Raw genomic sequence first — 23555 nt, 5'->3', positions numbered from 1 at the left:
ATGAGCGGAATTCTCGAGGGCAAGCGCATCCTGATCACGGGTGTGCTGACGGAGGCCTCCATCGCCTTCCACGCCGCCAAGCTGGCCCAGGAGCAGGGCGCCGAGATCATCCTGACCGCGTTCCCGCGGCCCACGCTGACCGAGCGCATCGCCAAGAAGCTCCCCAAGCCCGTCAAGGTCATCGAGCTCGACGTCACCAACGACGAGCACCTCGCCCGGCTGGCCGACATCGTCGGCGAGGAGCTGGGCGGCCTGGACGGCGTCGTGCACTCCATCGGCTTTGCGCCGCAGGACGCGCTCGGCGGCAACTTCCTCAACACGCCGTTCGAGTCCGTCGCCACGGCCATGCACGTCTCGGCGTACTCCCTGAAGTCGCTGACCATGGCCTGCCTGCCGCTGATGCAGAACGGCGGCTCGGTCGTGGGCCTCACCTTCGACGCGCAGTTCGCCTGGCCGCAGTACGACTGGATGGGCCCGGCCAAGGCCGCCCTGGAGGCCACCAGCCGCTACATGGCCCGCGACCTGGGCAAGCAGAACATCCGCTGCAACCTCGTCTCCGCCGGCCCGCTCGGCTCGATGGCCGCCAAGTCCATCCCGGGCTTCAGCGACCTGGCCTCCGTGTGGGACTCCCGCTCCCCGCTGGAGTGGGACCTGCAGGACCCGGAGCCGGCCGGCCGCGGCATCGTCGCCCTGCTGAGCGACTGGTTCCCGAAGACCACCGGCGAGATCATCCACGTCGACGGCGGTCTGCACGCCATCGGCGCCTGACCCTCACCTCTTCGCAGGTGACGCCCCGTTTCCCGCACTGCGCGGGGAGCGGGGCGTCACTCGTTCGGCTCAACCGGCCGGGCGGGGGGCCGGGGCGAGCGGGCAGGCTGGACTACGCGTCCACCGCGTGATGTCCCTCCCCAGCCCGGCCGAGGAGGTTCCCTTGTGCGCCTGTCCCGCAGCCTGGCCCCAGTGACCCTCGCCGTCGCACTCGCCCTCTGCGCGCCGTACGAAGCGAGGCCCCACGCGCGCGTGGCCGAGGAGAGCTCGTCGCCGTTCGGCGCCGAGTGCCGCACCGACGTCAGCGGATCCCATGTGGTCGCCCACTGCCACAACGCCTACGTCGACATCGACCGGGTGCGGCTGCACATCGAGTGCGACCGCTGGTGGGACCTCGACACCGACAGCACCCCGGTGGACATCGGCCCGGCGACGACCGTGCGGCTGGCCGGCCGCTGCTGGAAGGAGATCCGCTCGGTGTGGATCAGTCACCAGCGGCTGTGAGCCGCCCCTGGCGGCAGCCGAGCGGGTAGCTCGCCGCCTCGGTGGCCGCCGTCTCCGCGTCGCCCGCGCGGATCGCCTCCATCAGCCTCGCGTGGTCCATGTACGTCTCCGGCGTCAGCTCCTCGCCCACGTCGTCGCGCAGCCAGTCGCGCAGGACTTCGCCCAGGTCGGCGTACATCGCCGTCATGACGTCGTTGCGCGAGGCCGCCACCACGGCCAGGTGGAACGTGGCGTCCGCGGTCACGAAGGCTTCCTTGTCGCCGGACTCCCACGCCTCCTCGCGGCGCCGCAGCAGCGTCTCCAGCTGCCGCAGATCCCGCTCCGTACGCCGCTCGGCGGCCAGCTTCGCCGCGCTCGACTCCAGCGTGGCCCGCAGCTCCGCGATGTGCCGCGGGTCGGCGTCGGCGAAGCGGCGGTGCATCACCCCGGCCAGCTCGCTGGTGGCCGCGACATAGGTGCCCGAGCCCTGCCGGATGTCCAGCAGGCCGTTGTGCGCGAGCGCCCGGACGGCCTCGCGGACGGTGTTACGCGCCACCCCGAGCTGCTCGACCAGCTCGGGCTCGGTGGGGATGCGCGAGCCGACCGGCCACTCGCCGGAGGTGATCTGGTGCCGCAGCGCGGCGATGACCTGCTCGGACAGCGCCGAGCGACGGGGATGGCTCAGGGGCATGGCTCACCTTCGCACGTCCGTGACCGCCGCGGGCCACCCGGGAATGGACAACCAATCATCCCATGATTCTATGATGGTCGGCATGGCAGCCGAGGAGACGCACACGAAGACACGCACGAGGACCCGTACGAGGACAGGTACGCAGACCGGTACGACGGGACGAGACCCGGGGACGAGTGAGGCCACGCGCGCGTTGACGGGATGGCCGATGCGTCTGCTGGTCGTCGGCATCGTGCTGTCGGCCGTCAACCTCCGCCCCGCCATCACCAGCCTCGGCGCGCTGCTGGAAGAGGTCCGCGACGGGCTCGGCATGAGCGGCAGCGTGGCCGGACTGCTCACCTCCGTGCCGCCCCTGTGCTTCGCCGTCTTCGGCGTCACCGCCCCGCGCCTGGCCCGCCGCTTCGGACCCGCCGCGGTGGTGTGCGTCGGCATGGCCGCCATCGCCGCCGGCCTGCTCGTACGGCCGTTCGCGGGCAGCACCCCCGCCTTCCTCGCTGCCAGCGCGCTCGCCCTCATGGGCATCGCGGTCAGCAACGTCCTGATGCCGGTCATCGTCAAGCGCTGGTTCCCCGACCGGGTCGGCTCCATGACCGGCCTGTACTCCATGGCCCTGGCCCTGGGCACCTCCACGGCCGCCGCCGCGACGGTCCCGCTGACCGACGCCCTGGGCGGCAGCTGGCAGACGGGTCTCGCCGTGTGGTCGGCACTCGCCGTGGCCGCCGTACTGCCGTGGATTCCGTTCGTACGGGGCGGGGGTGCGGCTTCGGTCGAGGAGGCCCCCGCGCGGGACGCGGCTTCGGGAAAGGCGGCACACGCGCGTGGGGAGGCGGGGCCGGCGCGGCTGCGCATCACCCGCAGCCGTACCGCCTGGGCGCTGGCCGTGTTCTTCGGCCTCCAGGCGACGGCCGCGTACATCACCATGGGCTGGATGGCGCAGGTCTTCCGCGACGCCGGTGTGGCCGCCTCCACCGCGGGTGTGCTCCTGGCCGTGACCATGGTGATGGGCGTGCCGCTCGCCTTCGTCATCCCGCGGCTGGCCACCCGGCTGCCCCAGCAGGGCCCGATCGTCCTCGCGCTCGGTGTCTGCGGCCTCGCCGGATACGCCGGCCTCTACTTCGCCCCGGCGGGCGGCGCCTGGGCCTGGGCGGTGCTCCTCGGCATATCCAACTGCTCCTTCCCGCTGGCCCTCACCATGGTCGGGATGCGTGCCCGCAGCGGGCCCGGCGTGGCCCAGCTGTCCGCCTTCGCCCAGAGCACCGGCTACCTGATCTCCATCCCCGGCCCGCTCCTGGTCGGCATCCTCTACCAGCACACCGGCGGCTGGGGCGTCCCCATCGCCCTCATGGCCGCGCTGATGCTGCCGCAGATGGCCGTCGGCTACCTCGCGGGCCGCGACCGCACGGTGGAGGACGAGGCGGCGGTCTGAGCCCGCCTGGGCTCAGGGGCGGCGGTGGTCCGACCCCGAGGCGTGGGCCCGGACGCGGGGTGCGAGACTTGCCGTATGCCTGTGCTCGACCCGAACCCCCAGAACGGCCAGAAGAAGATGCTGATCGTCTTCGGCTCCTTCTTCGCCATCTTCGTGATCATCGCCGTCATCGCGTCGATCGCCGCGCCCTGAGCCCGGCCGGGCCGAGGGCCGTGGCCGCGGCTCATGCCGGATGGCGGGGCGATGGTGGGGCCGGTGGTGAGGCCGATGGTGGGGCTAGCCCCACCATCCCCTAGGGGGTGAGGCTCAGGGTCAAGTGGGTGGATCACCGGATGGGTTGAGGGCCGCGGAGCCCGTAGCTTCGAAGTGTGGCCGCGAGAGGCGGACCACGGACCGTTCGAGGAGCTGCGGAGGCACCCATGTCGGCCCCCACGCACACCAGGCCCCACCCGGCGATCACGGGCGGCGTCGGCACCCGCCTGCCCTGGTGGGCCCTCGCGCTGCCCACCCTCGCCTTCATCGCCCTGTTCGCGCTCATACTCAACCCCTCCGAGGCCCACGCCACGACCGGCGGCGAACCGGCCGTCGCCCAGCTCGTGGAGCGCGCGCAGCAGCTGCTCACGCTCGGGCGCTAGGACCCGCCCGGGCTGTTCGCAGTGGTGTTCGGAGTGACTTCCGAGCAGTGTTCCGAGCTGGTGGGGACGCCTGCCAACTCCCTGCGCCTCATGGCATCTTTCATGCGAAGCTGGGACGCATGAGCGTCGCAGAAGCCCGCAGGATTGTCCTCTTCCGGCACGCGAAGGCCGACTGGCCACCGGTGAACGACCATGAGCGGCCGCTCGCCGAGCGGGGCCGCTTGGACGCCGCAGCCGCCGGCCGCAAGCTGGTCGACACCGGCATCCCCTTCGACCTGGCCCTGTGCTCCACCGCGACCCGGACCCGGGAGACCTGGAAGCTCGCCGTCCACGAGTTCCCGCACCGCCCGAAGACCGTCTACGAGGAGCGGGTCTACGAGGCATCTCCGGGCGAGCTGATCGCCCTGCTCAACGAGACCCCTGACGACGCGCGCAACGTCCTGCTCATCGGCCACAACCCCGGCGTGCACGGCCTGGCCGACATCCTCTCCGGCACGGCCGAGGGCGACGCCGCCGAGCGGATGACCCGCCGCGGCTTCCCCGCCGCCGCGTACGCCGTCCTGTCCTTCGAGGGCTCCTGGAAGTCCCTGGAGCCCGGCGTCGGCACCCTGCTCGACTACTGGGCGCCGACGGACTGACCACCCGCACGCACCAGGGGCCCGGCACCGCAGCGGCACCGGGCCCCCGGAGGGCGGGTCAGGCTCAGTCCACGCCGTGCGTGTCCGCCGCCTCGACCTCTTCGCGCGTGATGCCCAGCAGGTAGAGGACCGTGTCCAGGAACGGCACGTTCACCGCGGTGTGCGCGGCCTCCCGCACCACCGGCTTGGCGTTGAAGGCGACCCCGAGCCCGGCCGCGTTCAGCATGTCCAGGTCGTTCGCACCGTCGCCGATCGCCACCGTCTGCGACAGCGGCACGCCGGCCTCCGCGGCGAACCGGCGCAGCAGCCGCGCCTTGCCCGCGCGGTCCACGATCTCGCCGGTGACCTTGCCGGTCAGCTTGCCGTCGACGATCTCCAGCGTGTTGGCCTGGGCGAAGTCCAGCCCGAGCCGCTCCTTGAGGTCGTCCGTGACCTGGGTGAAACCACCCGAGACGACACCCACTTGGTAGCCGAGCCGCTTCAGCGTGCGGATCAGCGTCCGGGCGCCCGGGGTCAGCCGGACCTCGCTGCGGACCTTGTCCACGACCGAGGCGTCCAGTCCCTTCAGCAGCGCCACGCGCGCGTGCAGCGACTGCTCGAAGTCCAGCTCCCCGCGCATCGCGGCCGCGGTCACCTCGGCGACCTTGTCCTCGCAGCCGGCGTGCGCCGCGAAGAGCTCGATCACCTCGTCCTGGATGAGGGTGGAGTCGACGTCCATGACGACCAGCCGCTGGGCGCGCCGGGTCAGCCCCGCCGCGACGACCGCGACATCGACGCCGAGCGCCGCCGCGTCCGTCACCAGCGCCGTGCGCAGCGGCTCGGTCTCCACGCCGGAGACCGCGAACTCCACCGCGGTCACGGGGTACTTGGCCAGCCGGAAGATACGGTCGATGTTGCCGCCGGCCTTGGTGATCCGCGCGGCGATCGCGGCGGTCGCCTCCGCGGTGAGCGGATGCCCCAGCACCGTCACCAGGGAGCGGCCGAGCCCGCGCGGCCGGTTGTCGCCGAGGCCGGAGATGATCTCCGCCTGCATCTTCAGCGACTCGGCCCAGCTGTGCACGGTCGCCCGCAGATCGCCCTCGGCGCCGTGCGGCGGCTCGGTGACGAGTGCGCACAGCACGATCCGGCCTCGGGTGACGACCTGCTCGATGTCGACCACGTCGACCGAGTAGGCGGCGAGGGTGTCGAAGAGTCCGGCTGTGATGCCCGGCCTGTCCTTGCCGAAGATCTTGACAAGGAGGGTGGGGACGTCAGAGGGGGTCTGCGATGCACTCATGGTGCTCCCACCGTATCCGGCACCCAGTGCCGCGCGCCCCCGAGGTCCGCCTGACGGACATGGAACACCGCGTGTCCGTTCGGTGTCGGGCACCGGGCGCGGAGGCGACACCTGGATTTCCCTGGTCGATCATCTCCGTGTGCCCAGGGGCCGATCGGGCGACACGGGCTCCCCGACACCTTCCGCCCTGCCGTCCCGGCCGACCCGTGCGCGCACCTCATCGCCCCCGGGGTGGCCGTGGTGGCCGTGGCGGCGGAGGCCCGGGCGGAGGCGGGGGCCCCTCCTCCGGCGAGGTCGGCGGCCACTTCCCACGCCGGTCACCCGGAGGGCGACGCCCGGGCCCCCGCGGCCTCGGCTCAGTGGGCTGCGCCACGGTGGGCGCCCCGTAGAGATCACCGGCACCCCCTCTCCCGCACCGTCGGCCTCCTCACCCGTGTCCACCTCCGACCACATCACCGTGCGCCCGGCTTCGGTCTGCGCCCCCTCACCTCCCGCCTCCGGCCACACCACCCGGCCTTCCGCCTCCGGCCGGGCGTCCTCCGGCGCCGCCTGCATCCCCTCCGGGAACCGCAGGTACGGGTTGGTCGCAGGGTTGGGCCCCCGATACGGCGTACCGGGCGAGTACGGTCCTGCCGATCCGGGCGTGGGCGGGTACGGCCCCGCCGAGCCGGTCCCGGGCGGGTACGGCCCCGCCGCCCCGGTCCCGGACGGGTACGAACCCGCGGACCCAGTCCTCGACGAGTACGGCCCCACCGCCCCAGGCACGGGCGGGTACGGCCCCACCGCCCCGGTCCCGGACGAGCACGAACCCGCGGTCCCCGTCCTCGACGAGTACGGCCCCGCCGCCCCAGACGCGCCCACGCCTAGTGAACGCCGCGTCTCCCCCCGCACGTCACCGAGTGCCAAGGGCGCCACCCCCCGCCCCGCGGCCCCGCACCCCCGGGCCAACAGCCCACCCGCGGCCCCGGCCCCCGCGCCCCACGCCGCGCCCAGCAGCAGCGCCACGCCGAGCCGCCCCTCCAGCCGCACCCCGGTGCTCACCGGCGGCGAGGCGCCCACCGACACCTCCACCAGCGCGGCCAGCAGGGGGAGCGCCACCGCCGTCACGACCCCGAGCCGCAGTGCGCACACCCCGGCGAAACGAAGGGCTCCGCCGCCGGGCAGGTCCCCGGCCCCCGCCGCGGTCGGCGTGCGCACCCCCACCAGAACCCCCGCCAGGAGCATCAGCAGCGCCGCGGCCACCCCCAGCAGCCACACCCGTCCGTCCAGCTCGGCCAGCCGGGGCAGGGTCACCGGGCCGTCGGAGTCGACGAGGAGGTCGTCCAGCGGGTCGGGAAGGAAGCGGGACATGAGGCCCGTGGCGTCGCCGTCGAAGGGGACGAACAGGCCGATCGGGAGGCCCAGCCACACGCCGTTGGGCGCGCCCAGCAGGGCCGCGCCGGCGATGCGGCGGGGGTGGTCGTCGTCGAGCGCGGCCCACCCCGCGGCCGCCCACCCGGCGGCGACGGCGACGAGCAGCACGGTCACGAAGGCCGAGACGGACGGCCGTACGACTCGGTGCACCACGGCGAGCCGGGCCGGCAGGGGAGTGCGGCGCGAGGCCAGCAGGGCGATGAGCAGCACGCCGACGGCCCAGCAGGCGCCGCCCAGCAGCGTGGGCCCGGTGTCGACGCCGAACCGGACGGAGGCCTTCGCGTCGATCAGGTCCCCGACCCGGTCCGGCAGCAACCCACCGAGGTCACCGAGGCCGGGGACCTCGACCCCGCCCGAGGGCGCGTCGATCGTGATCACATCGTGTCCCGCCCACACCGGCAGGCCCAGCGTCGCGACGAACAGCACGACCATCGAGCCTGCCCGCGCAAGGAGTTCGGCCGGGGAGACCACAACTCCGGCCGCCCGCAAGGACCGTAGGAAGAACCAGGACAAAAGGAGCGCACCGACCAGACTGACGCCCAGTGGCGTGATCTCGACGGCCGCCGGCACCTCAGGTCCCGCCAGCCCGAACGCGGACACATCACCGGAAGACGTCACCGAACCACCGGCACCGACCGCCACGACCGCCGCCGTCATCGGCCCGAGTTCGCCTCGCGTATCCGCGTCCAGCAGGTGCAGACCGAGCCCGGCCGTCGTCGCCATACCGATCAACGCCCAGCTCACAGCGGCGATCGCGGACAGCAGGACATCGATCCAGGGCACCTTCGTGTCCGTCCGCACAGCCTCGGTACGCATGGCAGACCCCCCGACCCGCGGCACGGCGCGGACGTCGCGCATGTCCCGCTCGCCTGGAATACCACTCTCCGGGCAGGTTTCAACCCCCGTCAACGGCAAAGCGTCAGTGCGCTGTACGCGGTCTTCACAAGGCCCGACTTTCGGTCAGGGGGCCGCTACTGAAATAGTTCCCCCCGATGTTCGACATCCCTAGACTCCCTGCGACGGGGGTAACTCGGGGGACAACTCAGTGGGGCATGGAGTGCCGGAACTCGTACTGGAATCAAATGGGCGGACCTGGACGCTGGATCCGTCCCGGTCGTACACACTCGGACGCGATCCGCAGGGAGACGTCGTGTTCGACGACGCCAGGGTCTCCTGGCGGCACGCCACGATCAGCTTCAACGGCGGCAGTTGGGTCATCGAGGACCACGGCAGCACCAACGGCACCTTCGTGCAGGGGCAGCGGATCCATCATCTGGAGATCGGCCCGGGCACCGCGGTGCACCTGGGCAACGCCACCGACGGGCCGCTGGTCGGCCTGACCGGCGCCGCGGCCGGCGTCGGCGCACCACAGGCGCAGCAGCCGCAGCAGCAGCCGTACGCGGCACAGGGCGTGGCACCGGGCGCGGCGCAAGGCGCGGGCCCCGGCTGGGCCGCCCAGCAGGCCCCGCAGCAGGCCCCTCCGCAACAGCAGGCCCCGCACCAGGCGCCGCAGCAGCAGGCCGCGCAGTCCGGCTGGCAGCAGCCGTCGCAGCAGCCCGCCGTGCAGGTCCCGCACCAGCAGGGCGCGGGCGCGCCGCCGGTCTACGGCGACCGCAGCCCGACTACGTTCCACCAGTTCTCCATCGGCCGCGTGATGCGGATCGGCCGTGCGCTGGAGAACGAACTCGTGGTCTCCGACCTGCAGGTATCCCGCCACCACGCGGAGTTCCACTCCACGCCCGACGGCCGCATGGAGATCCGCGACCTCGGCTCCCACAACGGCACGTACGTCAACGGTCAGCCGATCGCCAAGGGCGGCTCCGCGCTGCTCGGCCCGGCCGACATCGTCGGCGTCGGTCACTCCACGTTCCGTATCGTCGGCGACCGCCTCGAGGAGTTCGTCGACACCGGTGAGGTCTCCTTCTCCGCCCGTCATCTGACGGTCACGGTCGACGGCGGCAAGCAGATCCTCAAGGACGTCTCCTTCGGCGTCCCCGAGAAGTCGCTCATCGCGGTCATCGGCCCCTCCGGCTCCGGCAAGTCCACCCTGCTCAAGGCACTCACCGGCTACCGGCCCGCCAACCAGGGCGAGGTCCTCTACGACAACCGGAACCTCTACAAGCAGTTCGCCGAGCTGCGCCAGCGCATCGGTCTGGTCCCGCAGGACGACATCCTGCACAAGGAGCTGACCGTCAAGAAGGCCCTGAAGTACGCGGCCAAGCTGCGCTTCCCCGCCGACACCACGGCCGCCGAGCGCGAGGCCCGTATCGACGAGGTGCTGCGCGAGCTCAAGCTCGACATCCACAAGGACAAGAAGGTCACTTCCCTGTCCGGCGGCCAGCGCAAGCGCGTCTCGGTCGCCCTGGAGCTGTTGACCAAGCCGTCGCTGATCTTCCTGGACGAGCCCACCTCGGGCCTCGACCCGGGCATGGACCGCGATGTGATGCAGCTGCTGCGCGGCCTCGCCGACGACGGCCGTACCGTCCTCGTCGTCACCCACTCGGTGGCCGAGCTGGCGATCTGCGACAAGCTCCTGGTGATGGCGCCCGGCGGTTCGGTGGCCTACTTCGGCCCGCCGGAGGAGGCGCTGAACTTCTTCGGCTACGACACCTGGGCCGATGTCTTCTCCGCCTTCGAGAACTACCGCGACTACGACTGGGCGGGCCGCTGGAAGGGCTCGCAGCACTACCAGATGTACGCGGCCGACATCGACGCCGTCGCCCCGCAGGCCGTACAGATGCCGGCCATGCAGGCGATCAGGCCGCCCAAGCCCCAGGGCTGGATGTCGCAGTTCATCACGCTCGTACGCCGCTACGTCTCGGTGATCGTCTCCGACAAGGGCTTCCTCGCCCTGATGGTGATCCTGCCGGCCGTGCTCGGCGCGGTGAGCCTGCTCATCGACCCCGACCGGGGTCTGCTGCCCAATCCGCCCAACCCGCAGTCCGGGCGGATCATCCCCAACGGCACGGCCACCACCGTCCTGCTGATCCTCTCCGTCGGCGCCTGCTTCGCGGGCGCGGCCAACTCCGTCCGTGAGCTGATCAAGGAACGGGTCATCTACGAGAGGGAACGTGCGACGGGCCTGTCGCGTTCCGCGTACCTGATGTCCAAGGTGTTCGTGCTCGGCATGATCACCGTGCTGCAGGGCCTGCTGGTCGGCGTGATCGGCTTCGCCACCCGGGAGATCCCCGAGGAGGGCCTCGTCCTCGGCGGCGCCACCCTCGTCGAGCTGTCCCTGCCGATCATGGCGCTGGGCTTCACCTCGATGATGTTCGGCCTGATCATCTCCTCGCTGGTGAAGACCGCCGAGAAGACCATGCCGCTGCTGGTCATGTTCGCGATCATCCAGGTCGTCTTCACCGGCTGCCTCTTCGCCCTGAACGGCACGGTCGGCGTCAACCAGTTCTCGTACCTGATGCCGTCCCGCTGGGCGGTCGCCGCCGCCGGCGCCTCGCTGGACTTCAACCGGATCAGCCCGCCCGAGGAGGGCGCCGACACCGACCCGCTGTGGGAGCACTCGGTCGGCGCCTGGAGCCTGGACATGGCCGCCCTCATCGTGCTCGGCGTGATCTGCGGCTTCTTCGTGGCCCGCTTCCTGCGCCGCCACGAGCCCGAGGTCATGCGCAAGTAGGTCCCACAAGTACAAGAGCTCATACGCATACGCCGCAGGGCGGCACCCCGTCAGTTGGGTGCCGCCCTGCGGCGCACACGTGGTGAGGTCCCGCGCCGGGCCTCAGTACGCGCTGTTCACATTGTCGATCGAGCCGTAGCGGTCGGCCGCGTAGTTCGCCGCGGCGGTCAGGTTGGCGACCGGGTCGTACTGGCTCCAGGCCGTGCCCGGGACGTGGTACGCGTCGAAGGTCGGCTTGATGATCTGGAGCAGACCGATCGACGGGACGCCGTTCTGGGCGTTGATGTCCCAGTTGTTGATCGCGTTCGGGTTGCCCGAGGACTCCCGGATGATGTTGCGGTACAGGCCGTTGTAGGTACCCGGGATGCCCTTGTCGTGCATGATGTCCAGGGCGTGGCGGATCCAGCCGTCCAGGTTGTTCGCGTAGGTCTTCGCGGCGACCGGCTGCACCTTCGGACGCGCGGCGGACCGGCTCGCGGCCTTCTTCGCGGCACGCTCCTGGGCGGCCTTCTCGGCGGCGGCCTTCGCCCTGGCCTCGGCCTGGGCCTTCTTCTTCGCCGCGGCCTCGACCTCGGCCTTCGCCTTGGCGGCGGCGGTCTCGGCGGCCTTGTGCTGGGCCTCGATGGCCTCGACCTTCACGCTCGCGGCGGCGAGCTGGTCGGTCAGGGTCGCCTTGACGTCGGTGACCTTCTGCGAGCCGTAGGCCACGGGCGCCGCGGCGGCGGCCTCGTCCGTGGTGGTCTCGCCGCCCGCGGGGATCACGGAGAACGCGAGCGCTGCGGCACCGAGGGTGGCGACACCGGCGAGCGCGAGCTTGTGGGTCTTGGTCAGCGTGCGACTACGACCGGGGTTCTGGGTGTTCTTGGGCATGGCGGGATGGACCTCTTCGAATAGCGCGGAGGTCGCTCTTCGTCCGGCGGGGGAACCTCTTCGTCCGGCGGGGCGCGGGTGCTTCCCACACGAACGCCGCGGGCAAAGACCCGCGGCGCTGAGCGACGTGAGCCATTGTTAGCGGCCGCAAAAATCCCAGGCAAAGGTGTGACGTACGATCCCCGATAGTGGATCAGGGAATGGCAAAACGGGACAGACCGGGCCGTCTGTCCCGCTAGGGCGGGTGACCGCGTCTCCTACGCGCCTTCGTACGTGACCTGCGCCCTATGCGCGGGCTCACACCGCCACCACCCCCGTCTCACCCTCAGTTGCCGCTGCAACGCTCAGCGTGAGCGGCCTCCTCCCGCAGGAGGAGATGCACGTCCCCGAACTCGTGCCACAGGTAGCGCTCACGCAGCGCTTCCTCATACGCGCGGCCGACCGCGGCCCGCCCCGCCACCGCCTCCAGCATCAGCAGATGCGAGGCCTCCGGCTCGTGCAGCCCGGTCAGCAGACCGTCCACCACGCGTACGCCGCGCTCCGGCGTGACCACCAGATCCGTCCACCCCTCGGCCGCCCGCACCACCCCGTCGGGCCCCGCCGCCGACTCCACGGCCCGCACCGCCGTCGTCCCCACGGCCACGACCTGCCCGCCCGTCCCCCACCACCGCCCTTCCAAGGAAGCGCTTCGCGCCCTCCGCCTTTCGGCCCGCACGGCGTTGATCAGCCGCGCCGACGCCTCCGGCACCGCGAACCGCTCCGGATACGGCGGTTCGTGCGCCTCCGCGGAGGCCACGCCCGTGTGCAGCGTCACCGGCGCGAACTGCACCCCACGGCTCACCAGCTCCGCCACCAGCCGGGCCGTGAAGGGCCGCGCCGCACTCGGCATCTCCGCGCTCCCGGCCCCGTCGGGCGACGGCAGCGCGAACACCGTCTGATAGACGGACAGCGGCTGATCCCGCTCCGTGTAGGAGTAGCGGATCGGCCTCCCGTGCCGACGCAGCAGCCCCACGACGTCCGGATCGGAGGGACGCGCCCACCACAGCCGCTCCCCGCGCCCGCTCAGCGGCCCCTCCAGCACCAGCCGCCCACCCCCGGCCAGCCCTACGACCGCCCCCGCCGGCCCTCCGGCACGCGCACGCGTGGCGCCCCGGCCGTCCGGCTCCCGCAGCTCGACCGCCCAGCGCCCGTCGTCCCCGTGCGTGGAGAAATGCACCACCACACGCGTGTGCCCGATCCACCCGTCCACCGCCGCCGCCAGCGTCGGCGAGGTGTTCACCACCAGCAGATCCCCCGCCCGCAGCAGCCGCGGCAGCTCGGCGAACGCATGGTGCGACATCGCACACCCCCGCGACACCAGCAGCCGTACGTCGTCCCGGTCCAGCCCCGGCCCCCGCTGCTCGGCCGGCACCCGCGCGGACAGCTCCACCGGAACGCGCAGCGCCAGGCTCACCGCGACCCCAGCAGCGCCGGCGCGCTGTACCGCCCGCTCGGCGGACGCTCGTCCATCAGCCTCAGCAGGACCGGCGCGACGTCCTCCGGCTCCGGCGTCCCCGACAGGTCCTCGTCCGGCTCGGCCGCGGCCAGCATGTCCGTGCGCATGCCGCCCGGGTCCACCCACCACACCCGCAGCCCGGGCTCCTCCACCGCCAGCACCGCCGACAGCTGGTCCAGGGCCGCCTTCGTCGCCCCGTACCCGCCCCACGTCCGGTACGCCTCCACCGCTGCGTCCGAGCTGACGTTCAGCACCGCCCCGGCCGCCGCCTGCCGCAGCAGCGGCAGAGCCTCCTGCACGAGGCCCAGCGGGGCCACCACGTTCGTCTCCAGCGCGGCCCGGAACGCCTCCAGCGGATGCTCCTCCAGCGGCACCAGCGGCTCCACACCGAGGATCCCCGCGTTGTTGACCAGCAGATCGACGCCGCCCAGCCGCCAGGCCGCCGCCACCAGCTCGGCGCGGTGCCGGGCGTCCGTGACGTCCCCGGCCAGGGCCGACACACGCGTGCCGTGCACCGACAGCGCGTCCGCGGCCTCCTTCAGCCGCCCCGCGTCCCGCCCGTCCAGCACCAGGTCCCAGCCCCGCGCGGCCAGCGCGCCCGCGAGCGCCCGGCCCAGCCCCCTCGAGGCCCCCGTGATGATCGCCACCGCCATGACACCGTCTCCCTCGGTCCCGTACGCCGCCGACCGGCGCTGATCCCAACGTAGGAACGTGGCCCGCCCCGCCACCTCGGACGCGGGACGCAAGGAAGCGGGGCCCTTCGCCCTAGGACCGGCGCCCTAGGCGAGGGCCGTCACAGGTCGGATCCTCGCTGTCACACCCCGCCGGTACCGTGAGGACATGAGTCAAGGTCATCGGTCCGGCCTCGCCGCGGTCAGCTCCGCGCTGCTGGCCATGAGCAGGCACCTGGAGATGCGCGACGTCCTCAAGACGATCGTCGCCTCCGCCCGTGAGCTGCTCGACGCGCAGTACGCCGCGCTCGGCGTGCCCGACGACCACGGCGGCTTCGCCCAGTTCGTCGTCGACGGCGTCAGCGACGCCCAGTGGAAGGCCATCGGCCCCCTGCCCCGCCAGCACGGCATCCTCGCCTCGATGCTCCACGAGGCCACACCGCAGCGCCTCGCCGACGTCCGCAAGGACCCCCGCTTCGAGGGCTGGCCCTCCGCGCACCCCGACCTGTCCGACTTCCTCGGCCTGCCCATCCGCGACGGCGACGAGATCATCGGGGCGCTGTTCCTCGCGAACAAGAACTGCGAGAGGCCCGAGGCGGGCTGCGGCTTCACCGAGGAGGACGAGGATTTGCTCGGCATCCTCGCCCAGCACGCGGCGATCGCGCTCACCAACGCCCGCCTGTACGAGCGCAGCCGCGAGCTGACCATCGCCGAGGAGCGCTCCCGCCTCGCCCACGAGCTGCACGACGCCGTCAGCCAGAAGCTGTTCTCCCTGCGCCTGACCGCCCAGGCCGCCGCCGCCCTGGTCGACCGCGACCCCGCGCGCGCCAAGGGCGAGCTCCAGCAGGTCGCCGCGCTCGCCGCCGAGGCCGCCGACGAACTGCGCGCCGCGGTCGTCGAGCTGCGCCCCGCCGCCCTCGACGAGGACGGCCTCGTCGCCACCCTGCGCGACCAGACCCACGTCCTCGACCGCGCCCACACCGCGCGCGTGACCTTCGCGAGCCACGGCGTACGCGCCCTGCCCGCCGCCCAGGAGGAGGCGCTGCTGCGCGTGGCCCAGGAGGCCCTGCACAACGCGCTGCGGCACTCCGGCGCCGAGCATGTCGACGTCAGCCTCGACCGACAGGGCAGCGGCGCGGTCCTGCGCGTCACGGACGACGGCAGCGGCTTCGAACCCCGTACGGTCCGGCGGGCGGGACGCCATCTGGGCCTGGTCTCCATGCGGGACCGCGCGAGCGGCGTCGGCGGACGCCTCACAGTGGAATCGGCGCCCGGAAAGGGCACCACGGTCGAGATGGAGGTCCCCGGTGGCTGACGCAATCAAGGTGCTGCTCGTCGACGACCACCAGGTCGTCCGCCGGGGCCTGAGAACGTTCCTGGAGGTGCAGGACGACATCGAGGTCGTCGGCGAGGCCGCCGACGGCGCGGAAGGCGTCGCCCGCGCCGAGGAACTGCGCCCCGACGTCGTCCTCATGGACGTGAAGATGCCCGGCATGGACGGCGTGGAGGCCCTGCGCAGACTCCGCGCGCTGGACAACCCCGCGCGCGTGCTGATCGTCACCAGCTTCACCGAGCAGCGCACCGTCGTCCCGGCCCTGCGCGCGGGTGCCGCCGGATACGTCTACAAGGACGTCGACCCCGACGCCCTCGCCGGCGCCATCCGCTCCGTGCACGCCGGCCACATCCTGCTCCAGCCCGAGGTCGCCGGCGCCCTGCTGTCCCAGGAGGAGTCCGGGCCCGGCCAGGGCCGAGGCGGCTCGCTCACCGAGCGGGAGCGCGAGGTGCTCGGCCTGATAGCGGACGGCCGCTCCAACCGCGAGATCGCCAGGGCGCTGGTGCTGTCCGAGAAGACGGTCAAGACCCACGTCTCGAACATCCTGATGAAACTCGACCTGGCGGACCGCACCCAGGCCGCGCTCTGGGCGGTACGCCATGGAATGGCCGGTTGATCCGGGCTGAGATTCATACCGTCGTGGGAATGTCACCCGGATGGCGCATCCTCCGTGGATCTCCGGCGTTCTCCAGTGCGTGCTGCGGCGACCGCCGCGGCGATCGCAAGGGAGGGCTTGAGAACAGTGAAGAACCTGAAGAAGGCAGCGGCCGTGACGATGGTGGCCGGCGGTCTGGTGGCCGCCGGAGCCGGGATGGCCTCCGCCACCGAGGCGCACGCCCACGGCAAGGCCGAGCACTCTCCGGGCGTCCTCTCGGGCAACCTCGTCCAGGCCCCGGTGCACATCCCGGTGAACGCCGTGGGCAACAGCGTGAACGTGATCGGTGTGCTGAACCCGGCGTTCGGCAACCTCGGCGTGAACCACTGAGCCGCACCGCGATCAGCTTGTCCGTTCAATGATCCGAACGGGCAGTTCATGAGGACGTTCCGTGCCGTCCACGCCGGACCCGGCGTTGATCAGCGTACGACCCGCGGCCGGGTCGGATTCGTACACGCAGGAGGAACCCTTCCCATGAACATCGCCAAGAAGGCCGCCGTGGCCATCGCCGTCGCCGGTGCCGCCGCGGGCGCGTCCGCCGGTGCCGCTGTCGCGTCCGCCGGTGCCGAGGGCGCGGCCGTGAAGTCGCCGGGCGTCGCCTCGGGCAACGTCGTCCAGGTGCCCATCCACATCCCCGTCAACGTGGTCGGCAACACCGTCAACGGCATCGCCGCCCTCAACCCGGCATTCGGCAACACCGGCGTCAACGACTGAGGCGCCTCAGCCGACAGGGCCCCTCCGCGTCAAGGCCGACGCGGAGGGGCCCTCCGCTGTGCCTGGCCAGGGGCGCGGGGAACTGCGCGACCGGCCACCCACGGCCCGCGGCCGAACGACGTCCTCGGCTACGTGTTGCGCTCCCGCTCCTCCACATACGCGTTGTACGCCGCCACCTGCGCCCGCCGAGCCGTCCGCTCCACCGGCCGCAGCGCGGCCCCACGCGCCGCCATCTCCGAGGCGCTCACCGCACCCCCGTGCCCGTGGTCGTAGGCGAGCGAGACCAGCAGCCCCACCCGCTGAGCCAGCTCCAGCACGCGCACCGCCCGGGGCGGATACCCCGGCGCCAGCACCTCCCGCCCCCGCTCGGCCCGCGCCCGGTACGCCTCCAGCGCTGCCTCGGCCACCGGCCCCGACGCCGCCACATCCAGCCGCGTCAGCACCTCGGTCGCCTCCCGCAGCGCCTCCGCCAGCTCCCGCTCCGCCTCGCCCAGCGACGGCACATCGGCCGGCGGCGCCTCCCGCACGGCAAGGCAGTGCCAGACCACCTCGACATGCACATCACCCTCGGGCCCGGCCTCGTACACCTCCGGTACGAGCCCCAGCGCGGCCCCGTGACAGACGACGGCCTCCTCCGCCTCCAGCGCCCGCGCGTTGAACTCCGGCGGCCCGCTCAGCCCCAGCGGATGCCCCGGCGCGGGCAGCGCCACCCGCAGCCCGGCCGCCCCCAGCCCCCGCAGACGCCCCAGTGCGAGCGTGAGACCCACGGGCGCCGACTCACCTGGCAGCCCCTCCACCCGGTGCACGGCGTCCTCCCCGACGATCGCCGACACGGCGTCATCAGGCGAGACAAGACCGGCAAGTAGGGCATTTCCCCAAGCGGCAAGGCGACCAGAGCGCGGTTCCGAAAGCATGCCTCCACCCTAAGGAACACCCAAGCACGGGACCGATGGAACGGCCCGCCCGACCAGTGGCGTAGATTTCTTCGAGGGCTGCGCCCACCGGCGCGGCGCTACGAGCCACAGGCGTACGCGACAGCCGAGACCGGCCACACTGCAAGGGGAGACAACGCGCTCATGAGCGATGTTCTGGAGCTTCAGGACGTATCCGTGGTCCGTGAGGGCCGGGCTCTGGTGGACCAGGTCTCCTGGTCGGTCAAGGAGGGCGAGCGCTGGGTCATCCTCGGCCCCAACGGCGCCGGCAAGACCACCCTCCTCAACGTCGCCTCGAGCTACCTCTACCCCAGCCAGGGCACCGCCACCATCCTCGGCGAGACCCTCGGCAAGCCCGGCACCGACGTCTTCGAACTGCGCCCCCGCATCGGCATGGCCGGCATCGCCATGGCCGACAAGCTCCCCAAGCGCCAGACCGTCCTGGAGACCGTCCTCACCGCCGCGTACGGCATGACCGCCACCTGGCAGGAGGACTACGACGAGGTCGACGAGCAGCGCGCCCGCGCCTTCCTCGACCGCCTCGGCATGAGCGACTACCTGGAGCGGAAGTTCGGCACCCTCTCCGAGGGCGAGCGCAAGCGCACCCTCATCGCCCGCGCCCTGATGACCGACCCCGAGCTGCTCCTCCTCGACGAGCCCGCCGCAGGCCTCGACCTCGGCGGCCGCGAGGACCTCGTCCGCCGCCTCGGCCGGCTCGCCCGCGACCCGATCGCCCCCTCCATGATCATGGTCACGCACCACGTCGAGGAGATCGCCCCCGGCTTCACCCACGTCCTGATGATCCGCCAGGGCAAGGTCCTCGCCGCCGGCCCGCTGGAGCTGGAGCTCACCTCCCGCAACCTCTCCCTCTGCTTCGGCCTCCCGCTCGTCGTCGAGCAGGTCGGCGACCGCTGGACCGCCCAGGGCCTGCCGCTCTCCTGATCGTCAACGGCCCCGTCGCGCGTACCCGTTCACGCCCCGGCGCGCCCTGTCGGCGACCGGAGCACGGACCTACCATGACCCTGTGAACGACATCGACGCATGGGTGTGGTGGCTCGTCGGCGCGGCCGCGCTCGGAATCCCGCTCGTGGTCACCGCGATGCCGGAGTTCGGCATGCTCGCGGTGGGCGCCGTCGCCGCGGCGGTCGTGGCCGGCTTCGGCGGCGGCACGGTCCTCCAGGTCCTCGTCTTCCTCGCCGTCTCCGTCGCCCTCATCGCCGTCGTACGGCCCATCGCGACCCGGCACCGCACCCAGCGCCCCCAACTCGTCACCGGCGTGGAGGCGTTGAAGGGCAGACAGGCCGTCGTCCTGGAACGCGTCGACGGCTCCGGCGGCCGTATCAAGCTCGCGGGCGAGGTCTGGTCGGCCCGCGCCCTGGACACCGACCGCAGCTACGACGTGGGCGACGCGGTCGATGTGGTGGACATCGAGGGAGCCACGGCGATCGTCATGTGATCTTGTCAGCCAAGGTATGGCGCAACTGAACCGAACGCCCCCCGGGGTACGCGACGGTCTGTCAGACTCGACCAGCAAGATCTTCGACAAACATAAGATCTGCCGAAAGCGCCGAGGCGAGAAGGGTACGGGGAACGACGATGGAACCGATCATCATCGTCCTGGTCATTCTGGTGGTGTTGGTCTTCATCGCCCTGATCAAGACGATCCAAGTCATCCCACAGGCCAGCGCCGCCATCGTCGAGCGCTTCGGCCGCTACACACGCACCCTGAACGCGGGCCTCAACATCGTCGTCCCGTTCATCGACACCATCCGCAACCGCATCGACCTGCGCGAACAGGTCGTGCCGTTCCCGCCCCAGCCGGTGATCACCCAGGACAACCTGGTCGTCAACATCGACACCGTCATCTACTACCAGGTGACGGACGCGCGGGCCGCGACGTACGAGGTCGCCAGCTACATCCAGGCCATCGAGCAGCTCACGGTCACCACACTGCGCAACATCATCGGCGGCATGGACCTGGAGCGCACCCTGACCTCCCGCGAGGAGATCAACGCCGCCCTGCGCGGCGTCCTCGACGAGGCCACCGGCAAGTGGGGCATCCGCGTCAACCGCGTCGAACTGAAGGCCATCGAGCCGCCCACCTCCATCCAGGACTCGATGGAGAAGCAGATGCGCGCCGACCGCGACAAGCGCGCCGCCATCCTCCAGGCCGAAGGTGTCCGCCAGTCCGAGATCCTGCGCGCCGAGGGCGAGAAGCAGTCCCAGATCCTGCGCGCCGAAGGTGAGGCCAAGGCCGCCGCCCTGCGCGCCGAGGGCGAGGCCCAGGCCGTCCGCACGGTCTTCGAGGCCATCCACGCAGGCGACCCCGACCAGAAGCTCCTCAGCTACCAGTACCTCCAGATGCTCCCCAAGATCGCCGAGGGCGACGCCAACAAACTCTGGATCGTCCCCAGCGAGATCGGCGACGCCCTCAAGGGCCTCTCCGGCGCCATGGGCAACTTCGGGGCCCCGAAGCCGAGTTCGGGCAACGGCACGGAGCGCACGGAGAAGCCGAGCATCGACTGACGTTCCTTTGAGGGGCGCGGGGCCGCATCGACATGCGGCTCCGCTGCGGGGGCGCGGTCAACCACAACGGCGGGAGCGCCGAAGGACGACCATCGCCCCAACGGCGAGACCATCAGGCAGCGTGCACAGCCAACCAGTCAGGCAGCGCTGCAAGGTCCTCGGCCCCCAGCGCCAGCAGCATCGCATCCTGAGGGCTCGGCTCGAACGGCTCCCGCAGCAGAGGCATACCCGCCTGCTCAGGAGTCCGGTCCGCCTTGCGGTGGTTGTCCTCCGCGCAGGAAGCCACCGTGTTCAGCCAGGTGTCCTGACCCCCCTGAGCCCGAGGCACGACGTGGTCCACGGTCGTCGCCCTGCGCCCGCAGTACGCGCACCGGTGCCGGTCCCTGACCAGCACACCCCGCCGAGACCACGGAGCTTGTCTTCGGAAGGGCACCCGTACGTACCTGCACAGCCTGATCACCCGCGGCGCCGGTATGTCGACCTCGGCTCCTCGCATCCGCAGCTCGGGGTGGGACTGCTCGACGACGGCCTTGTCCTGGAGCACCAGAACGACGGCTCGGTTCAACGTCACCGTCGACAGCGGCTCGAAGCTCGCGTTCAGCACCAGCGTGTCCCGCATACCAGCCCACCTCCCGTGCGCAGCGGCCCACCCCCCTGGCGGGCTGCGATCAACTCTGGCCGGGCACGCCGAGATGGACAACGCAATAAAAAGTGCCCGCCCCCGATCAATTCCATGACCGGGGGCGGGCAAACGTTCCATGAACGTCAGTCTTCGGCGGGCACCTCGTACTCACCGACGAGCTGGGCACGCGCGAGCGTGTGGAACCGCAGGTTGAAGCCGACGGCGGCGGGCGAGGTGTCCGAGTCCGGACCGAGCTTCTCCTGGTCCACGGCGTACACCGTGAACACATAGCGGTGCGGCCCGTCCCCGGGCGGCGGCGCGGCACCGCCGAAGTCCTTCGACCCGTAGTCGTTGCGCACCTGTACGGCGCCCTCCGGCAGCCCCTCGAACTTGCCGCTGCCCGCACCCGCCGGCAGCTCGGTCACGGAGGCCGGGATGTCGAAGACGCTCCAGTGCCAGAACCCGCTGCCCGTGGGCGCGTCCGGGTCGAAGCACGTGACGGCGAAGCTCTTGGTCTCCGGCGGGAAGCCCTCCCACCGCAGCTGCGGCGAGGTGTTGCCGGCCGCGTAGACCTGAGCCTCCTTGAGCGTCGCCCCCTCCTGGACGTCCTCGCTCGTGACCGTGAACGACGGCACGGGCGGATGGAAGTCATGGGGGAGCGGCCGCCGCTTGAGCTCGGTCACCTCGGTACCTCCTGATCGGTTCCTGCAGTCGGAACCGAGCCTAGAACCAGTTGCGCTTGCTGCCGACCTCGGACAGCCACTGGTTGAGGTACGCCGCCCAGTCGGTCCCCTGATAGTCGTTCAGACCGACCTGGAACGAGCGGAACGTGTCGCTGCCCTCGCCGAACAGACCCGGCTTCTTGTCCATCTCCAGCACCACGTCCATGGCCTGCGCGTCGGCGACGAAGCTCAGCTCCACCTGGTTCAGCCCCCGGTACTGCTGCGGCGGGAAGAACTCGATCTCCTGGTAGAACGGCAGCGTCTGCCGCGTCCCGCGGATGTGGCCGCGCTCCATGTCGGCGCTCTTGAACCGGAAGCCCAGCTGGATGAACGCGTCCAGGATCGCCTTCTGCGCCGGCAGCGGGTGCACGTTGATCGGGTCCAGGTCGCTGGAGTCCACCGCACGCGCGATCGCCAGCTCGGTCGTCACACCGATGTGCATCCCGCGCAGCGTCTGACCGTCGATCGTGGTGACCGGCGTCTCCCACGGGATCTCCAGCCCGAACGGCACCGCGTGCACGGCACCCGCCTGAAGCTCGAAGGCACCACCCAGCTGCTGCTTGGTGAACTCGATGTTCTGCTTGTACTCCTGGTCCTGGCCCTCGACCTCGACCTGCGCCTGGAGCCCGACGGACAGCCCCTCGATCTGCTGGCTGACGTTGCCGCCCTGGATGCGCACCTCGCCCTGGACGACACCGCCCGGCACGACGTTGACCTCGGTCAGCACCGTCTCCACCGACGCACCGCCGGCACCCAGGCTCGCGAGCAGCTTCTTGAACCCCATGACTCTCCTTGTGACGAGTGGACCCTTGTCCCGGACCCTTGTCCCCTAGAAACGCGATCCGGCCGTGGCCGGTTCCGCCTGCACTACTCTCGGACGGCGTGATCGCGAGCCCCGACCGTACGCCCCTGCCCCGAGACTTCTTCGACCGACCCGTCCTCGACGTCGCCCCCGACCTCCTCGGCCGCATCCTCGTGCGCCGCACCCCGGACGGTCCGATCGCCCTCCGCCTGACCGAGGTCGAGGCCTACGACGGCCAGGACGACCCGGGCTCCCACGCCTACCGCGGGCGTACGCCCCGCAACGCGGTGATGTTCGGACCGCCCGGACATGTGTACGTCTACTTCACCTACGGCATGTGGCACTGCATGAACCTCGTCTGCGGCCCCGAGGGCAGGGCGAGCGCCGTCCTGCTCCGCGCCGGAGAGATCGTCGAGGGCGCCGAGCTCGCCCGGACCCGTCGACTCTCGGCCCGCAACGACAAGGAACTCGCCAAAGGCCCCGCCCGCCTCGCCACGGCCCTGGACATCGACCGCACCCTCGACGGCACGGACGCCTGCACCTCAAAGGAGACGCCGCTGAGGATCCTCACCGGCACCCCGGTCCCCTCTGACCAGGTACGCAACGGCCCCCGCACCGGAGTGGCCGGCGAGGGCGGCAGCGGCGACCTCCACCCCTGGCGCTTCTGGGTCGCGGACGACCCCACGGTCAGCCCCTACCGGGCCCATGTGCCCCGGCGGCGCCGAACTTGACTCGCCCCTACGAGGTGCGTAATGTAGCCCGAGCCGCTGGAACGGGTACGGCAATCGCCTGCAGCCGGAAGCGGCCAACCCACTACCTACTACATCCCCTCAGCGGGGGTGAATTCCGTCGTGTCCGCACGTCTGAATTCGAACTCGCGAGACTCGATTATGAGTCGCAGAGGGAATGAGCTAACGTAGTGAATGTCGAAAGGCCGCCGGGCGAAAGCCCGAAAGCCCTGGACATCCCGCCGACAGGGAATCGGATCGAGAAAAAGATCTGATAGAGTCGGAAACGCAAGACCGAAGGGAAGCGCCCGGAGGAAAGCCCGAGAGGGTGAGTACAAAGGAAGCGTCCGTTCCTTGAGAACTCAACAGCGTGCCAAAAGTCAACGCCAGATATGTTGATACCCCGACCTGATCGGTTCCGATCGGGTTGAGGTTCCTTTGAAAAAACACAGCGAGGACGCTGTGAACATCGGGACTATTCCTCCCGATGTTCCGCTCTCGTGTGTGTCGACCGGATTACCGGT

Annotated in this window: 25 protein-coding genes; 15 read left to right on the top strand and 10 right to left on the bottom strand. The window is 71.3% G+C overall.

All coding sequences use genetic code 11. The features are described 5' to 3' along the window. Both fabI and ACIQ6Y_RS06520 read left to right on the top strand, forming a co-directional pair. Window positions 1-768 carry an enoyl-ACP reductase FabI gene (fabI, locus tag ACIQ6Y_RS06525; protein WP_404033793.1) on the top strand — a complete coding sequence of 256 codons (768 nt, stop codon included), beginning with the start codon at window positions 1-3 and terminating at the stop codon, window positions 766-768. A gap of 165 nt (window positions 769-933) precedes the next feature. Next, the gene (locus ACIQ6Y_RS06520) at window positions 934-1272 is read left to right on the top strand and encodes a hypothetical protein (RefSeq protein ID WP_404033791.1); all 339 of its coding nucleotides are present in this window, start codon (window positions 934-936) and stop codon (window positions 1270-1272) included. Here ACIQ6Y_RS06520 and ACIQ6Y_RS06515 read toward each other — a convergent pair. Further along, window positions 1253-1942 (bottom strand): FadR/GntR family transcriptional regulator, encoded by a 690-nt coding sequence (locus tag ACIQ6Y_RS06515; protein WP_404033789.1) that lies wholly within the window; start codon window positions 1940-1942, stop codon window positions 1253-1255. The genes ACIQ6Y_RS06520 and ACIQ6Y_RS06515 overlap by 20 nt on opposite strands. 70 nt (window positions 1943-2012) lie before the next feature. Here ACIQ6Y_RS06515 and ACIQ6Y_RS06510 point away from each other — a divergent pair, with 70 nt between their 5' ends. From ACIQ6Y_RS06510 to ACIQ6Y_RS06495, 4 genes are all read left to right on the top strand, one after another. After that, window positions 2013-3368: a CynX/NimT family MFS transporter gene (locus ACIQ6Y_RS06510; RefSeq protein WP_404033787.1), complete on the top strand. Its 1356-nt coding sequence runs from the start codon at window positions 2013-2015 to the stop codon at window positions 3366-3368. 75 nt (window positions 3369-3443) lie between these two features. Further along, window positions 3444-3560, top strand: coding sequence for an SGM_5486 family transporter-associated protein (locus ACIQ6Y_RS06505; protein ID WP_086169366.1), 117 nt, complete (start codon window positions 3444-3446; stop codon window positions 3558-3560). A gap of 227 nt (window positions 3561-3787) precedes the next feature. After that, window positions 3788-4003: a hypothetical protein gene (locus ACIQ6Y_RS06500; protein WP_404033785.1), complete on the top strand. Its 216-nt coding sequence runs from the start codon at window positions 3788-3790 to the stop codon at window positions 4001-4003. A 119-nt stretch (window positions 4004-4122) separates the two neighbouring features. Beyond that, window positions 4123-4641, top strand: coding sequence for a SixA phosphatase family protein (locus ACIQ6Y_RS06495; RefSeq protein WP_404033783.1), 519 nt, complete (start codon window positions 4123-4125; stop codon window positions 4639-4641). 64 nt (window positions 4642-4705) lie between these two features. On the opposite strand, the gene serB is transcribed toward ACIQ6Y_RS06495, so the two are convergent. Then, window positions 4706-5917, bottom strand: a complete 1212-nt coding sequence (serB, locus tag ACIQ6Y_RS06490; protein ID WP_404033781.1) for a phosphoserine phosphatase SerB — start codon at window positions 5915-5917, stop codon at window positions 4706-4708. A gap of 129 nt (window positions 5918-6046) precedes the next feature. Then, window positions 6047-8146, bottom strand: coding sequence for a streptophobe family protein (locus ACIQ6Y_RS06485; protein ID WP_404033779.1), 2100 nt, complete (start codon window positions 8144-8146; stop codon window positions 6047-6049). A 241-nt stretch (window positions 8147-8387) separates the two neighbouring features. On the opposite strand from ACIQ6Y_RS06485, the gene ACIQ6Y_RS06480 reads away from it, so the two are divergent. Next, window positions 8388-10961, top strand: a complete 2574-nt coding sequence (locus ACIQ6Y_RS06480; RefSeq protein ID WP_404033777.1) for an FHA domain-containing protein — start codon at window positions 8388-8390, stop codon at window positions 10959-10961. A gap of 102 nt (window positions 10962-11063) precedes the next feature. Here ACIQ6Y_RS06480 and ACIQ6Y_RS06475 read toward each other — a convergent pair whose 3' ends face one another. The 3 genes from ACIQ6Y_RS06475 to ACIQ6Y_RS06465 form a co-directional block, all read right to left on the bottom strand. After that, window positions 11064-11831 carry a transglycosylase SLT domain-containing protein gene (locus tag ACIQ6Y_RS06475; RefSeq protein ID WP_404033775.1) on the bottom strand — a complete coding sequence of 256 codons (768 nt, stop codon included), beginning with the start codon at window positions 11829-11831 and terminating at the stop codon, window positions 11064-11066. Between the two features lie 325 nt (window positions 11832-12156). Next, window positions 12157-13284: an S-adenosylmethionine:tRNA ribosyltransferase-isomerase gene (locus ACIQ6Y_RS06470; RefSeq protein WP_404033773.1), complete on the bottom strand. Its 1128-nt coding sequence runs from the start codon at window positions 13282-13284 to the stop codon at window positions 12157-12159. Further along, on the bottom strand, window positions 13281-13979 hold the full coding sequence (locus ACIQ6Y_RS06465; protein ID WP_404033771.1) for an SDR family NAD(P)-dependent oxidoreductase: 699 nt from the start codon (window positions 13977-13979) through the stop codon (window positions 13281-13283). Before ACIQ6Y_RS06465 ends, ACIQ6Y_RS06470 begins: the two co-directional genes overlap by 4 nt. Before the next feature lie 187 nt (window positions 13980-14166). Between ACIQ6Y_RS06465 and ACIQ6Y_RS06460 the strand changes: the two genes are divergently transcribed. From ACIQ6Y_RS06460 to ACIQ6Y_RS06445, 4 genes are all read left to right on the top strand, one after another. Next, window positions 14167-15312, top strand: a complete 1146-nt coding sequence (locus ACIQ6Y_RS06460) for a GAF domain-containing sensor histidine kinase (protein WP_404033769.1) — start codon at window positions 14167-14169, stop codon at window positions 15310-15312. Continuing rightward, window positions 15305-15946 (top strand): response regulator, encoded by a 642-nt coding sequence (locus ACIQ6Y_RS06455; RefSeq protein WP_404033767.1) that lies wholly within the window; start codon window positions 15305-15307, stop codon window positions 15944-15946. The genes ACIQ6Y_RS06460 and ACIQ6Y_RS06455 overlap by 8 nt, the downstream gene beginning before the upstream one ends. Before the next feature lie 126 nt (window positions 15947-16072). Next, window positions 16073-16315 (top strand): chaplin ChpE, encoded by a 243-nt coding sequence (gene chpE, locus ACIQ6Y_RS06450; RefSeq protein ID WP_404036302.1) that lies wholly within the window; start codon window positions 16073-16075, stop codon window positions 16313-16315. A 144-nt stretch (window positions 16316-16459) separates the two neighbouring features. Beyond that, window positions 16460-16699: a chaplin gene (locus ACIQ6Y_RS06445; RefSeq protein WP_404033765.1), complete on the top strand. Its 240-nt coding sequence runs from the start codon at window positions 16460-16462 to the stop codon at window positions 16697-16699. Window positions 16700-16827: 128 nt separating this feature from the next. On the opposite strand, the gene ACIQ6Y_RS06440 is transcribed toward ACIQ6Y_RS06445, so the two are convergent. Further along, window positions 16828-17613: a hypothetical protein gene (locus ACIQ6Y_RS06440; RefSeq protein WP_404033763.1), complete on the bottom strand. Its 786-nt coding sequence runs from the start codon at window positions 17611-17613 to the stop codon at window positions 16828-16830. A gap of 162 nt (window positions 17614-17775) precedes the next feature. Between ACIQ6Y_RS06440 and ACIQ6Y_RS06435 the strand changes: the two genes are divergently transcribed. From ACIQ6Y_RS06435 to ACIQ6Y_RS06425, 3 genes are all read left to right on the top strand, one after another. Continuing rightward, a complete protein-coding gene (locus ACIQ6Y_RS06435) occupies window positions 17776-18573 on the top strand; it encodes an ABC transporter ATP-binding protein (RefSeq protein WP_404033761.1) in 798 nt (265 codons plus the stop codon). An 82-nt stretch (window positions 18574-18655) separates the two neighbouring features. Next, a complete protein-coding gene (locus tag ACIQ6Y_RS06430) occupies window positions 18656-19087 on the top strand; it encodes an NfeD family protein (protein ID WP_404033759.1) in 432 nt (143 codons plus the stop codon). 140 nt (window positions 19088-19227) lie between these two features. Next, the gene (locus ACIQ6Y_RS06425; RefSeq protein WP_404033757.1) at window positions 19228-20157 is read left to right on the top strand and encodes an SPFH domain-containing protein; all 930 of its coding nucleotides are present in this window, start codon (window positions 19228-19230) and stop codon (window positions 20155-20157) included. A 112-nt stretch (window positions 20158-20269) separates the two neighbouring features. Here the strand turns inward: ACIQ6Y_RS06425 and ACIQ6Y_RS06420 are convergent, their stop codons facing one another. The 3 genes from ACIQ6Y_RS06420 to ACIQ6Y_RS06410 form a co-directional block, all read right to left on the bottom strand. Then, the gene (locus tag ACIQ6Y_RS06420) at window positions 20270-20776 is read right to left on the bottom strand and encodes an HNH endonuclease (protein ID WP_404033755.1); all 507 of its coding nucleotides are present in this window, start codon (window positions 20774-20776) and stop codon (window positions 20270-20272) included. A 146-nt stretch (window positions 20777-20922) separates the two neighbouring features. Then, window positions 20923-21462 carry a YbhB/YbcL family Raf kinase inhibitor-like protein gene (locus ACIQ6Y_RS06415; RefSeq protein ID WP_404033753.1) on the bottom strand — a complete coding sequence of 180 codons (540 nt, stop codon included), beginning with the start codon at window positions 21460-21462 and terminating at the stop codon, window positions 20923-20925. 40 nt (window positions 21463-21502) lie between these two features. Then, window positions 21503-22285, bottom strand: a complete 783-nt coding sequence (locus ACIQ6Y_RS06410; RefSeq protein WP_404033751.1) for a sporulation protein — start codon at window positions 22283-22285, stop codon at window positions 21503-21505. A gap of 98 nt (window positions 22286-22383) precedes the next feature. Between ACIQ6Y_RS06410 and ACIQ6Y_RS06405 the strand changes: the two genes are divergently transcribed. Next, window positions 22384-23034, top strand: coding sequence for a DNA-3-methyladenine glycosylase (locus ACIQ6Y_RS06405; protein WP_404033749.1), 651 nt, complete (start codon window positions 22384-22386; stop codon window positions 23032-23034). Window positions 23035-23555: the final 521 nt, after the last annotated feature.

The organism is Streptomyces sp. NPDC096205 (assembly GCF_044763135.1).
Taxonomy (GTDB): Bacteria; Actinomycetota; Actinomycetes; order Streptomycetales; family Streptomycetaceae; genus Streptomyces.
Note: the sequence above shows the minus strand (reverse complement) of the source record. Positions and strands in the feature narration are given on the sequence as shown.